This window comes from Candidatus Poriferisocius sp. (genome assembly GCF_965219775.1).
Taxonomy (GTDB): Bacteria; Actinomycetota; Acidimicrobiia; order Acidimicrobiales; family Bin134; genus Poriferisocius.
In genome coordinates this window covers 2592823-2606901 of sequence record NZ_OZ244793.1, presented here as the reverse complement: position 1 = coordinate 2606901, position 14079 = coordinate 2592823, and the positions used below count along the sequence as shown (strand labels likewise).

Genomic DNA, 14079 nt, shown 5'->3' with positions numbered 1-14079 from the left:
AGGTTACCCAACGGTGGCCGGGTGGTTTCAGGCGGGAACGGGCACCACCTCCACCTTGATCCCGTTCACGATGGCGTTGCCGGAGATCTCGTCCACCAACTCGCCGGGGGCCAGCAGGTTGTTGTTGACCCCGGCGAACTCCTTGGCCACCGAGAGCTGCACCCCGTCGAGGTTGTGGCCCCAGCCATGGGGCAAGCACACCACGCCGGGCATCATCTCGTCGCTCACCTCCACCGGCACGTCGATGCTGGCGATCTCGGTGCTCACCCGGGCGACACGCCCGTCGGCCAGGCCGATGTGGGCGGCGTCGTCGGGGTGGACCAGAAGCGTGCAGCGGTCCTTGCCCTTCACCAACACCTTCACGTTGTGCAACCACGAGTTGTTGGACCGCACGTGGCGGCGGCTCACCAGCACCAGGCCGTCGTCACGGCCCAAACGGCGGCTCAGACGCTCGGCGTCGGCGGTGATGTAGGGCGGGGCCATCTCGATCTTGCCCGACGGGGTGTTGATGACCTCGGCGGCCCGGGGGATCATCGGCCCGAAGTCCAGGCCGTGGGGGTTGTCCTTGAAGTCCTGCAGGGTCAGCCCTCCGGGGTTCTCGCCGTAGCGGTCGCCCCGGTGGCCGATGCGGATGAAGAAGTCGGTCATCCGCTCGGGCCCGCCCGCCTCGTAGTGCGACAGCACGTGGGTCGGGTCGAGGCCGAAGAACCCGCACAGCCCGGAGAACAGCTCGTCATCGACGCGGGCTACGTCGATCTCGTCATTGGTCTGGCCGCCCATGAGCCCGCCCACCCGCACGAGCACCTCCCATTCGTCGGGTCGGTCGCCCCGGTCGAACACGGGGTCCGACCAGTTGCCCGCAGTCCGGGCCGCCCACGACCAGATCATCTCGTCGTAGTGGGGCTGCTCCAGCGGGGACAGACCGGGGAGGATCACATCGGCGTGGCGGGTGGTCTCGTTCACGTAGTTGTCGATGCTGATCATGGCGTCGAGCAGGGGCAGGGCCTCGTCGAGTCGGCCGGCCTCCGGCGAGCTGATCACGGGGTTGCCGGCCACGGTGACCAGGGCCTTGATCTGGCCGTCGCCGGGGGTGATGATCTCCTCCGACAGGCACGACACCGGCACCTGGCCCAGCACCTCGGGGGCGCCCCGCACCCGGCTGTGCCAGCGGCCGAACTCCGGCGTGCGCGGTCCCTCGAAGTTGATGGTGGCCATGGCCGGGGCGATGGGGTTGCCGAACATCATCCCGCCGGGCACGTCGAAGTTGGCGGTGAGCAGGTTCACCACGTCGATGAGCCACGAGGCCAGCGTGCCGAACTCCTGGTTGCACAGGCCGATGCGGCCGTACACGCAGGCGCTGTCGGCCGCGGCGATCTCCCGGGCCAGTCGCCGGGTGGTCTCGGCCGGGATCCTGGTGGTTGCGGCCACCCGTTCGGGGGTCCAGTCGCGCACCAGGGTTTCCACGTCGTCCACGCCGTTGACCAGCTCGGCCATGGTGCCCAGATCCACCAGGCCTTCGTCGAACAGCACGTGGGCCAGGGCCAACAGGAAGGCGGCGTCGGTGCCGGGCACGATGGGCACCCACTCGTCGGCGTGATCGCAGGTGCCGGTGCGGCGGGGGTCGATCACCACGCACTTGCCGCCCCGTTGGCGGATCTTGTCCATCTCGCCCAGCACGTCGGGGCAGGCCAGCAGGCTGCCCTGGGAGGCGTGGGGGTTGGCCCCCATTACCACCAGGTACTGGGTGCGGGTGATGTCGGGGGTGGGGAACATCCACGAATTGCCGTACATGCAGGCCGACGACACGTTCTTGGGCCACTGGTCGATGGTGCCCGCCGAGTAGCCCATCTTCACGCCCGAGAGCATCACGAGCGAGCCCACGTAGCGGCTGAGCGAGAAGCTGTGCACCGTGGGGTTGCCGATGTAGTAGGTGAGAGCCTCGGGGCCGTGGGTGGTGCGCACCCCGTGCAGCAGCTCCTCGCACCGGGCGAAGGCCTCCTCCCAGGTGGCCTCCCGCAGGCGGCCTCCGTCGCGCACCAACGGCACCCGCACCCGGTCGGGATCCTCGTGCAGATGCCCCAGGGTGGTCCCCTTGGGGCACAAGAAGCCCTTGCTCCACACGTCGTCGTGATCGGCCCGGATCGGCGGCAGCACCTTGCCGTCCTGGGTCTTGACCTCGAGGCCGCACATGGCCTCACACAGCGGACAGGTCACATAGTGGGTTTCCACGCTCATCCCGCCGATGCTACCCGCCCCGCCCCCGGCCGGGTTCTCTCGCCCCTGCGGCCCGACAAATCACACCGCTGACGTACTAACTCATACTAATTCATGTCAAATTAGTAGTTGGGGGGTTGGGGGGGTCAGCGGAGGGTGTCGACGTGGGTGTCGGTGCCGGGGATGGTGGGGATGAAGGGGGCGGAGAGGGCGAGGGCGGCGCGGGGATGGTCGGCCAGAGCGGCGTGGTGGGTGGCGAAGGGGGCGGGGAACACCTCGGTGGGGTCCCGGTCCAGGAACCACAGCAGGCACAGGCGTCGGCCCACGTTGGCGGTGGGGGCCACCGGCGGGGTGCCGGGCTGGTTGATCAGTCCTTGGGTGAACTCCCGAGGGGCAAAGGCCAGACACAGCGCAGCCGGGAAGTCGGGTCGGGCCAGCACGGCCGGCAGGTGGTCGTCGGCCAGCCAGGCCTCCACGTCGGGCTGGTCGTCCACCGTGGCCGCGTCCACCACTTCGACCACCAGGCCGACAAAGGGGTGGTCGAGGGCCACATGGGGCTGCAGCGGGGCGGCATCGGGGCGGCCGGCGGCAAACCGGTAGTGGTGGAAGGCGGTGTACACGTGGGTTCGGTGGGTGAAACCCCGGCCGTGGGGCATGAGTGCCTGGTCCATGGCCAGGAAGCTCCACCGCTCCACGTCGTCCTCGTGGCCCGCCGTGCTCCAGTACAGGGCGATGTAGCAGCCGGCGTCGGGCGGGGTGACCGCCGGGTCGTCCACCTCGGGGCGCATCTCCCGCAGGGCTCTCGGGGCCACCCAGCGGCGACCGGCGAACACCCAGGGGCCGTGCATGGCCCCCGAGTAGAAGTGGTCGTCCTCGTACCACCGGTTGTAGGCGTGTTCGTGCCCCACGTGGGGCTCCACCATGGTGATGAGGGCGCTGCCGATGCGGTTTTCGTTGGGCCGGTGGAGGGCCAAGCGCTCGTACACTGCTCTGTCGGGGGTGGGGTCGGCGGGAGAATGGTCGGTGGCGGGGTCAGCGGCGGGGTCGGGCATGGCTCGGTCTCCTTGGTTGGCGGCGGTGGCGGTTCGGTCAGGGGGTTCGGGGGCTCCGGTCAGGTGAGGGCGCCGGTGGCGGCCAAGGTGGTGATTTCTTCGTCGGTGAAGCCGAGGATCTCGGACATCACCTGCTGGGTGTGCTCGCCCACCAACGGCCCGGCTCGCCAGGGGCGGGCAGGGGTGGCGGAGAACGCGGTGACGGGGCCGTCGAAGATCATGGGGCCGATGGCCCCGTGGTCGAGTTCGATGAAGAACTCCCGGGCCACCAGGTTGGGGTCGGCGGTGAAGTCGGTGGGCCGAAGCGCCATGTAGGCGGGCACCCCGGCGCCCCGCAGTTGTCGGGCGGCCTCGAAGCCGTCGCGGTCGGCGAACCAGGCGGCCAGGATGCCGTCGGCGGCCGCCGAGTCGGCCCACCGGTCGTCCACCCGCTCCAGCTCAGGCACCACCGAACACAGCGCTTCCCACTGCTCGTCGGTCTCCACGGCCAGCGCACAGAAGCGCTCGACACCGGCGGTGCGATACACCCCGTGGGGAGCGGCCCGCTCGGAGCTCAACCCGGCCTGGGTCCGCACCCGCCCGCTTTCGCGGTACTCCAGCACCACCGGGGCCAAGAAGTGGATGGAGGCCTCGATCTGCGACAGGTCGATGTACTGCCCCTGGCCCGTGCGGTGGCGGTGGTGCAGGGCCGCCCCCAACGCCGCCAGGGCGTAACGGGGGGAGATGAAGTCGGTGTAGGCCCCCCAGGGGGCGTGCGGGGCCCGGTCGGGCCAGCCGGTGAGGGCGGCAAAACCGGCCAGGCAGGCCCCGTGGAGGCCGAACCCGGTGTGGCGGGCCTCGGGGCCGGTCTGGCCCCGCATGCAGCTCGACAGCATCACCGCCGAGGGGTTGAGGGCCCGCACCCGCTCGTAGCCGAAACCGAGACGGGCGGCGGTGCCGGGGGTGTAGTTCTCCACCACCACGTCGGCCCACGTGACCAGGCGGTCGATCACCGTCTTGGCCTCGGGAATGGTGAAGTTCAGCCCCAGGCCCAGCTTGGACTGGTTCATGTTGGCCATGGGATGACCGGCGCTCATGGGCGAGGAGTGGGGCACGTGCGGTGGTATCCAGCGCAGGGTGTCGAGGCGGGCCTCGGTTTCCACCCGCACCACGGTGGCTCCCAGGTTGGCCAGGTCCTTGGCGATGAGCGGCCCCGCCGCGATCCACGACAGGTCGGCCACCTTCAGCCCCTCGAACAACGCCGTGCGGGGCACCGCCGGCCCCGCCAACGGCGGATCATCCGGGGGCGGGGGCGTGGCCACCGGGGGGGTCAGGTTTTCGAGCAGGTCCTGGTGTTGGCCGAGGGCGGGGGCGGGGTGGCGATAGACGATGGGGGTGGCCGACAGACGGGCGAACGGCCCGGCGTGAACTTCACCGTCCACCTCCACCCAGAAGTCCCGGGCGGCCAACTGGGGATCGTCGGCCAGACGGGCGGCGGTGTAGCAGGGGGCCACCAGCATCTTGTCGGCCACCGCCCGGCGTTGGATCTCGGCCTGGGTCTTGGTCTTGACGAAGGCCAGCAGGTCACCCACCCCCGTCGCCGCCTCGGCGGGGCGCAGGGAGCCGTCGCCCAACATCTCCAGCCACTTCTCCCAGTCCAGATCCTCCAAGTCGTCGTCGAGGGCGCCCTCCTCGATCACCCAGTTCATGAGCGCTTTCATACCCCGGTTGCCCTGCTCGCCCACCACCAGGGTCATGCCCACGAAGCCGTCGGCGCAGGGTTCGATCACCGGCATCGGCACGCCGGGCACCACTTCGGGGTGCGACCGGTCGGCCCGATCGTCGCCCCGGTTGGGGAAGTCCATGCCCAAGGCGGCGTAGCTGGTGATCGACATGAGCGACCACAACACCGCGGCCTGCATGGAGCTGTCGAGGTGCTGGCCCCGCCCGCTGCGGTCGCGTTCGCACAGCGCCATGGCGGTGTCGGCGGCGGCCTGCATGGCCCCCAGAAACGACGTCTCGGGGTACCCCACCGGGGTGGGCACCCGGTCGTGTTCTCCCTGCATGGCCAACAGCCCCCCGGCGGCCGACAGCGTGAGGTCGGTCATGGTCACGGAGGCGTCGGGGGTGTCCCAACCGAAGGGGGTGACCGACACGTACACCAGTCCCGGATTGACGGCGGCCAGGTGGTCGGGTCCGAGGCCCCGGTCGCCCAAGTGTCCGGGGGCGAACGACTCCACCAACACGTCGGCGGTGGCGGCCAGGGCCCGGAGCTGCTCTTGGCCCGCAGGGGTGTCGATGTCGCACACCACGCTGTATTTGCCCAGTCCCCAGGCCGCCCAGAACAGCGACGACCCGTCGACGGCCAACGGCGGGGTGGTCCGGGCGTCGCAGCCGCCGGGCGGTTCCACCTTGATCACCTCGGCACCGAGATCGGCCAGCGTCTTGCCGGTGGCCTCGGCCAGCCGGGTGGAGAGATCGAGGACTCGAATCCCCTCCAGGGCACCGCTCATGAGGTCGGGAGGTGGGGCACAGGCATCGGGTACACCTCGGGTTGGGGAGGCAAGGCCGCGGGATTGTAGCGGAATCCCCCACCTGGACGCGGCCACAACGCGAGTGCCGCCGGGGGCTCACGCGGCTACGGTGGGGCGATGCCCGACACGGTGGCTGCCGCCAGCGGGGTTCAGCCCGAGCCCGCCTCCACGGTGGATTACCGGCTGGTGCGCACCCACGTGCTGCACCGGCTGAAGAGCGGCACCCGCATGGCCGACGACGTGTGCGACGCCCACCCCGAGTTGGTGCGGGCCGGTCGGGAGGTGGGATCGGCCGCCGGGGAGCCCTGCCCGGTGTGCCAGGGCGACCAGTTGGCCCTGGTGTCGTACGTGTTCGGGCCCCGGCTGCCCGCCCATGGACGGTGCATCAGCTACCCCACCGAAATCGCCAAGCTGGCCCGGCGCAAGGGCCGGTTCACCTGCTACGAGGTGGAGGTGTGCCCCGAGTGCCGCTGGAACCACCTGCGGCGGAGCTACGTGCTGCAACCCTGCTGAGCGGCGTCCCCGCCTGGGTGGCTGCAACCCTGCTGATCGGCGTCTCTGAGGCCGCCCTAGCTGGGGCCGAGCCAGAAGGGGCGGGCCTGCTCCAGTTGGGCGGCGAGCTGCAGGAGCAGGGCCTCGTCGCCGTAGGGGGCGATGAAGTGGCTGCCCACGGTCAGGCCCCGGTCGTCGCGATACAGCGGCACCGACATGGCGGGCTGGGCGGTGGCGTTGGCCATGGCGCAGAAGGGGCTGTAGGTGCCCTGGCGGGCGCCCCACTCGGCCACGTTGTCGGCGGTGGCCACCAGCTCGCCCAACGGCGGGGGCACGGCGGCCAACGTGGGGGTCAGCACCAGGTCGATGCCCGAGGCGTGGTACTGCCCCATGAGGCGACCCAGGCGGTGGGTGGTGCGCAGGGCCTCGGCGTAGTCGGCTGCCGACATGCCCTTGGCCCGTTCCACCATCATGGCGGCCACCGGCTCGATCTCGTCGCCCGCCGGCCGTCCGGCCTGGGCGGCCCGCCGGGCCACCAGCGCGGCGGTGTGGGCCGCGGTGATCACCCCCTGGGCACCCCCCATGTCGCCCCGGCGCACCGGCAGGTCGGCCTCCTCCAAGTCATGGCCGAGTTCCTCGCACAAGGCCACGGCTTCGTTGAGGGCCGCCCGGGCCACCGGGTCGAGCTCGATGCCGTCGGGGGCACCGTCCCACACCGCGATGCGAAGCCGCCGGGGCGGGGTGGCCAGGGCCTGCTCGAAGGGTCCGGCGGGGGCGGGAGCAGTGTAGGGGTCGCCGGGGGCCAGACCGGCGGTGAGGTCGAGCATGACCGCGCTGTCGCGCACCGAGCGGGTGATCACATGCGTACAGGAATACCCGCTCCACCCCTCCCCGGCGTCAGGCCCGAAACTCATCCGGCCCCGACTGGGCTTGAGCCCGAACAACCCGCAGGCCGACGACGGTATGCGGATGGAACCGCCCCCGTCGGAGGCGTGGGCCATGGTCAGCATCCCCGAGGCCACCGCGGCGGCGGCCCCGCCGCTAGACCCGCCTGCGCTGCGGGTGACGTCGAGGGGATTGGCGCAGGGGCCGAACAGGGAGGGCTCGGTGGTGGTGGACAGGCCGAACTCCGGCGAGTTGGAGCGGCCCACCAGCACCAGTCCGGCGGCCCGGTAGCGGCGCACCACCTCGGCGTCGTGGTCATCGCTCGGAGCGTCGGCGAAAAGGCGTGACCCGTGGGTGGTCACCGTGCCCCGGACGGGGAAGTGCAGATCCTTGATGGCGAACGGCACTCCCCGCAGCCGTCCGTCGGCAGGGGGTTCGGGGTCGATAGCGGTGGTGATGGCCCTCAGGGCCGGATTTCGCTCGTCGATGCGGGCCAGGGTGGCGTCGAGCACTTCCTGCTCGGACACCTCGCCGGTTCGTATGGCCTCGGCCAGGCCCAGGGCATCGGATCGGTCCAACAGATCATCCATGTCCAGAACCTAGTGGAGCGACGTAGTGGTTGGCAGGGGCGGTGCGGGGGAGAGGACCCGCCGCCAAGGTCTCCGCCTCGGGCGCAGCCCTACCCGAAGCCCCGCACGGCGCCGAGCACCGCGCCCACATTGGCCATGGTGAGCCCCGCGAAGCTCAGCACCATGTTCCGCATCATCTTGACGTACTGACGATCCGAGTGAACCCGCTCCTCACGGAACCGAGTATCGATCTGCTTGAACTGAGCAGCAATGTGGGCAAACCTCGCATCCATCTGTTCAAACCGAGCATCCATCTGGTCGAACCGCCCATCGATCTGGGCGAAGCGGCCGTCGATCTCGCCAAACCGCGCGTCCATCTGGACAAACCGGCCGTCCATGTAGGTGCGAAGGCGATCTTCGGAGGCTCGTAGGTCATCTTTGGTGGCGAAATCGGACCAAGGGATGGGAGGAAGGCTCGTCATCAGAGTGTGAGCCTACCCCCACTCAGCCGGTGCTGTTGGCGAAGCGGGTGTATTGCTTTTGGAAGGCCAGTCGGGTCTTGCCGGTGGGGCCGGTACGGTGCTTGGCGACGGCCACCTCGGCGGAGTCCTTCTCCTGGGTTTCCGGGTTGTAGAGCTCGTCGCGGTAGAGGAACATCACGATGTCGGCGTCTTGTTCGATGGATCCTGATTCCCGGAGGTCGGCGAGGATGGGCCGCTTGTCCTGGCGCTGCTCCAGGTTACGGGACAACTGCGACAGCGCCACCACGGGACACTCCAGTTCCCGAGCGAGGATCTTGAGGCCCCGGCTGATCTCCGACACCTCCACCTGGCGGTTCTCGGCGGTGTTGCGCCCGGTCATCAATTGCAGATAGTCCACGATCACCATGCCCAGTTCCCCGGTCTGGCTGCGCAACCGGCGGGCCTTGCCCCGGATCTCCATGATGGTCACCGCCGGGTTGTCGTCCACCCAGATGGGGGCCTCGGCCAAGCGGCCGATGGCCGACGACAGCGACGTCCAGTCGCCGTCGTTGAGCTTGCCGGTGCGCACCCGGGTGGCGTCCACCCGGGCTTCGGAGCACAGGATTCGTTGGCTGATCTCCAGTTGGCTCATCTCCAGGGAGAAGATCAGCACCGGTTTGTCGGCCCGGATGGCTGCGTGGGAGGCCATGCCCAAGGCGAAGCTGGTCTTGCCCACCGACGGGCGGGCGCCGATCACCACCAGGGTGTTGGGCTGCAATCCGCCGGTGATCTCGTCCAGGTCGGTGTAGCCGGTGGGGGTACCGGTGACCACTTGACCCTGGTCGTAGAGCATCTCGATGCGCTCCAGGTTGGCGGGCAGCAACTCCGACAGCCGGGCGGTGGTCTCACCCATCCGGTCGGCGGCCAGGCGATACACCATGGCCTCGGCGGTGTCCACCGTCTTGACCACGTCGTCACCACCGTCGTAGCCCAACTCGGCGATCTCCCCGCCCACCTCGATCAACTTCCGCAGGGTGGCCGCCTCGTACACGATGTCGGCGTACTTGGCCGCGTTGGCCGAGGCGGGGGTACCGGTCTGCAACCGTACCAACGTGGCGTTGCCGCCCATCTTGTCGGCCACGCCCCGGCGGTTCAGCTCGGCCGACACCGTGACCGCATCGGCTGGCTCCCCGGCCGCATATAGCGCACAGACCGCCTCGTACACGTGCCCGTGGGCCGGCCGGTAGAAGTGCTCCGGGCGAATCTTGTTCACCGCGTCGGCAATGGCGTCGCGGCTCAACAACATCGCCCCCAACAACGCCTCCTCGGCATCGAGATCATGCGGGGGCACGCGCCCGGAACGACGCGTGGTTCCGCCGGACCGGCCGCTTTGGGAACTCTCGAATGGATCGCTCATCGGTTGAACCTGCCCTGGGCGGCGACACCGGGAGACGCCGAAATGGCGGCATCCACGGCTGCCCACTGTGGCAAAACTGCCGTGTGGGATGCTAGGGGACGGGCCGTGGAAATTGGTGGATAACCTGGGGATTTGCTCCCCAGGCCCGCCGGGATCAGTCGGCGGCGAGCACCTCGACGGTGATGGGAAACTCCACCTCGGGGTGAGGCTTGGCCGTCACCACATGACTACCCAGTTCCTTGATGGCCTCGGCTTCGATGGCCTTGCGTTCCAGCATGATGTTGGCCTGCTCGGCCACCGCCCGCACAATGTCGGCGGTGGTCACCGAGCCGAACAGCTTGCCCTCGGCCCCGGCGCGCGCCGCGATGTGGATGGGGGTGGACACCAACCGGGTGGCCATCTCCTGGGCCTCGGCCCGCTCCTTGGCGTCCTTCAGCTCCCGTGAACGGCGCATCCGCTCGGCCTGGCGCTCGGCCCCGGCCGACGACCTGAAGGCCTTGCCCGCCGGGATCAAGAAGTTGCGGGCGTAGCCGTCGGCCACGTCCACCACGTCGCCCTTCTTGCCCAGGTCGTCCACGTTGTCCCGCAGGACCACCTTCATCAGCTCGTCTCCTCTTCGGCTTCGTATTCCGGCGAAGCGTCGGCACCCACGGGTTCCATCACGCCGGGTGCCTCCTCCATCACGTCGGGACTCTCGTCCGGCCCGTGCAAGGCGGCATCGACTCCATTGACCTCATGGTCCTCAAGGCCGTCGGGGTCACCCGCCCGTATGCCCGGGGGTGGGGCGGTGGGCTGAGGCGCCGGCCCTTCGACCCGGTTGTCGTCGCGGGAGCGGGAAGCGCTGCGCTGGGTGGTGATCCGGTTGTTGTAGGGGAGCAGGGCCATCTCCCGGGCGTTCTTGATGGCCCGGGAGATTTCCTTCTGCTGCTGTTGGTTGTTGCCGGTCACCTGGCGGGCCCGGATCTTGGCCCGGTCGGACATGAACCGCCGCAGCAGGTTGATGTCCTTCCAGTCCACGTAGTCGATGCCCTCCTGGGTGAGGACGCTCACCTTCTTCTTGCGGCGACGGTTGATGTCCTTGGACTTCGGCTTTCTCGGTGCCTTGGCCATCAGAACGGCTCCTCGTCGTAGTCGTACTCGGGTGCTTGGTTGCGCGGCTGTCGGGTGGTGCCGCCGCCCTGGTTGCCGCCGCCTTGGTTACCGCCGCCCTGGTTGCGGCCCCCGCCGCCACCGCCACCGCCGTCACGGCGCTCGTTGCGGATCACTTCCACCGAAGCCCATCGCAGACTGGGCGACACCTCGTCGGCGATGATCTCCACCTTGGACCGACGGTCACCCTCCTGGGTCTGCCAGGAGCGTTGCTCCAACCGTCCGGAGACCACCACTCGGGTGCCCTTCACCAGGCTCTCGCTGACGTTCTCGGCCAGCGTGTTCCAGCAGGTCACGTCGAAGAACGACACCTGCTCTTCGGTCTCGTTGGTCTGGCGGTTCTGCCACCGCCGGTTCCAGGCCAGCCCGAAGGTGGCCACTGCGCTGCCACCGGGGGTGAAGCGAAGCTCCGGATCCCTGGTCATGTTCCCGGTGACGGTCACTGTGTTGTCGAATGCCATCTCTGCAACTCCTTGGATTACCCGGCCTCGGCCAGGGGGTCCTCGTCGCCCAACAGGCCGCGTCGGGCGGCTTCACTGTCGGGCAGACGGATCAGTTTGTGGCGGACCACATCGTCCGCGAGTCGGAGGAGACGTTCCAATGAGCCCATCTCGCGCGTCTCGGTCACGAATTCGAGGACCAGATAGTAGCCCTCGTGTTGATGGTTGATCTCGTAGGCAAACCGACGCTTGCCCCAGCGGTCCTCGGTCATCAGCTCGCCACCGTGAGCCGTGATGTTCTCTACGATCTGCTCGACCCGGTCGGAGACGTCGGATTCCTCGACGCCCGCGTCCATGATGACCATCATCTCGTATGCCCGCATGGGCAGTTCACCTCCCTGTGGATCCGGCATCGGCCGGAGCCCCGCACACCGGGGCAGGGGTCTGTTTTGCTCGGCCGAGCCTACCGGACGGCGTGGGCATCCACTGCATCAACCCATTATCACCGGAGGGGTGACAGTTCCCTCCGCTTCGGCCGGACAATCAACCCTGGTGGCCGTACAGGCCCAGCGCCATCTCCTCGTCGGAGTTCATCTCGTAGCCCTCCTCGGGGCTGGGGAACGCCCCCGAGCGCACATCGGTGGCGAAACGGGCCAGCGCCTCCACCCCGTCGGCGTGCAGAGAGGCGTAGCGGCGCACGAAGCGGGGCAGCATCCTGGTCTCCAGCCCCAGCACATCGTGGAACACCAGCACCTGACCGTCGCAGTGGCCGCCCGCACCGATGCCGATGGTGGGCACGTCCACCGCGTCGGTGATCATACGGCCCACCGCGGCGGGCATCCCCTCGAGCACAATGGCGAAGCAGCCGGCGTGGGCCAGGGCTTTGGCGTCGGCCACCAGGCCAAGGGCGGCCTCACTGCTGCGGCCCTGCACCCGGTAGCCCCCCTGGGCCAGCATCGACTGCGGGGTGAGCCCCAGGTGGCCCATCACCGGCACCTGGGCCGACACGATGGCTTCGATCATGGCCACCCGCTCCTGGCCGCCCTCCAGCTTCACCGCCTGGGCCCCGGCCCGGATCAGCCGGGCCGCGTTGGTCACCGTGTCGGCGGGGGTGACGTGATAACTCATCCACGGCATGTCGGCCACCACCATCGCCCGAGGACGGGTGCGGGCCACCGCCGCGGTGTGGTGGGCCATCTCGTCCACGGTCACGCTCATGGTGTCGTCGTGGCCCAGTACCACCATGGCCACCGAGTCGCCCACCAGAATCAGATCGGCCCCCGCTTGGTCGGCCATGCGGGCGCTGGGGGCGTCGTAGGCGGTGAGCATCACCAGGGGGTCGGCCCCCGTGGCGCGCTTGCAGCGGCTGATGGTCGGAGCAGTGAGCTTGGCGCCCATGGTCGTTCTCCTTTCCCGTCCAGCGCACTTCGGCTGCCGGCGGTGCATCCACCTTAGCCCTCCCGGCTCGCCCTGTCGCCAACCCGGCCCTGTCGTCATCCTTGCCATTGGGCTGGGCTGGGCAGCTCGACTGCCGGGTAGGTGTTGTGCCGAGGTTGGTTGCGGGTGGCGGAGGTGGTGGGTAGAGTCGTTGGCATCACTCGGGGACAGTGAATCAAGGGTCCCCCGTCAACGTAGGGCTCACACAGGTGAGCCGAGAAAGATGAAATCATGTCGCCGAGTGAGGCACTGAGCGAGCGTCGGCGCTTTGCGCTGATGGACCGCCTGATCGAAGAACTAGGGGAAGAGGAGGCCGAAACCCTGATGGCAAGCCTTCCCCCCGTGGCATGGGCCGACCTGGCCACCAAAGACGACCTTCGCAACCTGGAGGACCGCTTGAGCGCGAGGATTGCCCGGATCGACGCACGGTTTGAACAGATCGACGGGCGCTTCGCCCAAGTTGATGCGCGGTTTGAACAGATTGACGCGCGGTTTGAACAGATTGACGCGCGGTTTGAACACATTGATGCTCGGTTCGTTGGGCAGCGGGGGCATTTTGAGCTGCAACTCGCCAAGTCGGTAAGGACCATGGTTTTCGCGATGTTGGCGTTCTCCATGGCGATCATTGGGACCGTGCTCGGTACCGGGCTGGGCGCCTGAGAGCACTGAGGAGCTCGGCCGCCGCGTAGGTGTTGTTCCTAGGGTGGTTGCGGGTGTTGGGGGTGGTGGGTAGAGTCGTTGGCATCACTCGGGGACAGTGAATCAAGGGTCCCCCGTCAACGTAGGGCTCACACAGGTGGGCCGAGAAGGATGAAATCATGTCGCCGAGTGAGGCACTGAGCGAGCGTCGGCGCTTTGCGCTGATGGACCGCCTGATCGAAGAACTAGGGGAAGAGGAGGCCGAAACCCTGATGGCAAGCCTTCCCCCCGTAGCATGGGCCGACCTGGCCACCAAAGACGACCTACGCAACCTGGAGGACCGCCTGAACGCGAGGATTGCCCGGATCGATGCACGGTTTGAACAGATCGACGGGCGCTTCGCCCAAGTTGATGCGCGGTTTGAACAGGTTGATGCGCGGTTCGTTGAGCAGCGGGGGCATTTTGAGCTGCAACTCGCCAAGTCGGTAAGGACCATGGTTTTCGCGATGTTGGCGTTCTCCATGGCGATCATTGGGACCGTGCTCGGTACCGGGCTGGGCGCCTGAGAGCACTGAGGAGCTCGGCCGGTTGGGCTGAGGGGCTCGGCCGGTTGGGCTGAGGGACTCGGCCGGTTGGGTTGAGGGGCTCGGCCGGTTGGGCTGAGGGGGTGGCCGCTGGGGAGGCGGCTGCGCTTTTTCTTGAATTGAGGGGGGTTGGTGCGCGCCTGGGGTTGGGTTGGGGGGAAAGAACCCCGGACGCGGAGCGGCCCGGCTGGTGGGGCCGGGCCGCTCGGTGGGTTGGGTTGGTTCTT

Annotated in this window: 13 protein-coding genes and 1 pseudogene; 3 read left to right on the top strand and 11 right to left on the bottom strand. The window is 68.6% G+C overall.

Annotated features, from left to right (window positions below; genetic code table 11):
• Positions 1–27: 27 nt before the first annotated feature.
• The 3 genes from ACOQPQ_RS11750 to ACOQPQ_RS11740 all read right to left on the bottom strand — a co-directional run bounded on the left by ACOQPQ_RS11750 (position 28) and on the right by ACOQPQ_RS11740 (position 5758).
• Positions 28–2235: a molybdopterin-dependent oxidoreductase gene (locus ACOQPQ_RS11750; RefSeq protein ID WP_420639616.1), complete on the bottom strand. Its 2208-nt coding sequence runs from the start codon at positions 2233–2235 to the stop codon at positions 28–30.
• A 125-nt stretch (positions 2236–2360) separates the two neighbouring features.
• Positions 2361–3266, bottom strand: coding sequence for a hypothetical protein (locus ACOQPQ_RS11745; protein WP_420639615.1), 906 nt, complete (start codon positions 3264–3266; stop codon positions 2361–2363).
• Positions 3267–3325: 59 nt separating this feature from the next.
• Positions 3326–5758 (bottom strand): CaiB/BaiF CoA transferase family protein, encoded by a 2433-nt coding sequence (locus ACOQPQ_RS11740; protein WP_420639614.1) that lies wholly within the window; start codon positions 5756–5758, stop codon positions 3326–3328.
• 138 nt (positions 5759–5896) lie between these two features.
• Here ACOQPQ_RS11740 and ACOQPQ_RS11735 point away from each other — a divergent pair, with 138 nt between their 5' ends.
• Entirely contained in the window at positions 5897–6292 is a 396-nt protein-coding gene (locus tag ACOQPQ_RS11735; protein ID WP_420639613.1) for a DUF5318 family protein, read from the top strand.
• Positions 6293–6348: 56 nt separating this feature from the next.
• On the opposite strand, the gene ACOQPQ_RS11730 is transcribed toward ACOQPQ_RS11735, so the two are convergent.
• The 8 genes and pseudogenes from ACOQPQ_RS11730 to panB form a co-directional block, all read right to left on the bottom strand.
• The gene (locus tag ACOQPQ_RS11730) at positions 6349–7746 is read right to left on the bottom strand and encodes an amidase (RefSeq protein WP_420639612.1); all 1398 of its coding nucleotides are present in this window, start codon (positions 7744–7746) and stop codon (positions 6349–6351) included.
• Between the two features lie 89 nt (positions 7747–7835).
• Positions 7836–8207, bottom strand: a complete 372-nt coding sequence (locus tag ACOQPQ_RS11725; protein WP_420639611.1) for a hypothetical protein — start codon at positions 8205–8207, stop codon at positions 7836–7838.
• A 22-nt stretch (positions 8208–8229) separates the two neighbouring features.
• Positions 8230–9603 (bottom strand): replicative DNA helicase, encoded by a 1374-nt coding sequence (gene dnaB / locus ACOQPQ_RS11720; protein ID WP_420639610.1) that lies wholly within the window; start codon positions 9601–9603, stop codon positions 8230–8232.
• 154 nt (positions 9604–9757) lie between these two features.
• Positions 9758–10204, bottom strand: coding sequence for a 50S ribosomal protein L9 (rplI, locus tag ACOQPQ_RS11715; protein WP_420639609.1), 447 nt, complete (start codon positions 10202–10204; stop codon positions 9758–9760).
• A 266-nt stretch (positions 10205–10470) separates the two neighbouring features.
• Positions 10471–10713: pseudogene (gene rpsR / locus ACOQPQ_RS11710) on the bottom strand (30S ribosomal protein S18); the annotation flags it as partial.
• A complete protein-coding gene (gene ssb, locus ACOQPQ_RS11705) occupies positions 10713–11213 on the bottom strand; it encodes a single-stranded DNA-binding protein (RefSeq protein ID WP_420639608.1) in 501 nt (166 codons plus the stop codon). The gene ssb and the pseudogene rpsR, both read right to left, overlap by 1 nt.
• 17 nt (positions 11214–11230) lie before the next feature.
• Positions 11231–11575 (bottom strand): 30S ribosomal protein S6, encoded by a 345-nt coding sequence (rpsF, locus tag ACOQPQ_RS11700; RefSeq protein ID WP_420639607.1) that lies wholly within the window; start codon positions 11573–11575, stop codon positions 11231–11233.
• 160 nt (positions 11576–11735) lie between these two features.
• Complete coding sequence (gene panB, locus ACOQPQ_RS11695; protein WP_420639606.1) at positions 11736–12590, bottom strand: 3-methyl-2-oxobutanoate hydroxymethyltransferase; 855 nt, start codon at positions 12588–12590, stop codon at positions 11736–11738.
• Between the two features lie 270 nt (positions 12591–12860).
• Between panB and ACOQPQ_RS11690 the strand changes: the two genes are divergently transcribed.
• Positions 12861–13289, top strand: a complete 429-nt coding sequence (locus tag ACOQPQ_RS11690) for a hypothetical protein (RefSeq protein WP_420639605.1) — start codon at positions 12861–12863, stop codon at positions 13287–13289.
• A gap of 158 nt (positions 13290–13447) precedes the next feature.
• Positions 13448–13834: a hypothetical protein gene (locus tag ACOQPQ_RS11685; protein WP_420639604.1), complete on the top strand. Its 387-nt coding sequence runs from the start codon at positions 13448–13450 to the stop codon at positions 13832–13834.
• Positions 13835–14079: the final 245 nt, after the last annotated feature.

What these genes read in the sequence shown, in the direction of transcription:
- rplI (WP_420639609.1), bottom strand. Translation starts at nt 10,204, where the DNA reads ATGAAGGTGGTCCTGCGGGACAACGTGGACGACCTGGGCAAGAAGGGC.
- ACOQPQ_RS11725 (WP_420639611.1), bottom strand. Translation starts at nt 8,207, where the DNA reads ATGACGAGCCTTCCTCCCATCCCTTGGTCCGATTTCGCCACCAAAGAT.
- ssb (WP_420639608.1), bottom strand. Translation starts at nt 11,213, where the DNA reads ATGGCATTCGACAACACAGTGACCGTCACCGGGAACATGACCAGGGAT.
- ACOQPQ_RS11690 (WP_420639605.1), top strand. Translation starts at nt 12,861, where the DNA reads ATGTCGCCGAGTGAGGCACTGAGCGAGCGTCGGCGCTTTGCGCTGATG.
- ACOQPQ_RS11750 (WP_420639616.1), bottom strand. Translation starts at nt 2,235, where the DNA reads ATGAGCGTGGAAACCCACTATGTGACCTGTCCGCTGTGTGAGGCCATG.
- ACOQPQ_RS11745 (WP_420639615.1), bottom strand. Translation starts at nt 3,266, where the DNA reads ATGCCCGACCCCGCCGCTGACCCCGCCACCGACCATTCTCCCGCCGAC.
- ACOQPQ_RS11685 (WP_420639604.1), top strand. Translation starts at nt 13,448, where the DNA reads ATGTCGCCGAGTGAGGCACTGAGCGAGCGTCGGCGCTTTGCGCTGATG.
- rpsF (WP_420639607.1), bottom strand. Translation starts at nt 11,575, where the DNA reads ATGCGGGCATACGAGATGATGGTCATCATGGACGCGGGCGTCGAGGAA.
- dnaB (WP_420639610.1), bottom strand. Translation starts at nt 9,603, where the DNA reads ATGAGCGATCCATTCGAGAGTTCCCAAAGCGGCCGGTCCGGCGGAACC.
- panB (WP_420639606.1), bottom strand. Translation starts at nt 12,590, where the DNA reads ATGGGCGCCAAGCTCACTGCTCCGACCATCAGCCGCTGCAAGCGCGCC.
- ACOQPQ_RS11740 (WP_420639614.1), bottom strand. Translation starts at nt 5,758, where the DNA reads ATGAGCGGTGCCCTGGAGGGGATTCGAGTCCTCGATCTCTCCACCCGG.
- ACOQPQ_RS11730 (WP_420639612.1), bottom strand. Translation starts at nt 7,746, where the DNA reads ATGGATGATCTGTTGGACCGATCCGATGCCCTGGGCCTGGCCGAGGCC.
- ACOQPQ_RS11735 (WP_420639613.1), top strand. Translation starts at nt 5,897, where the DNA reads ATGCCCGACACGGTGGCTGCCGCCAGCGGGGTTCAGCCCGAGCCCGCC.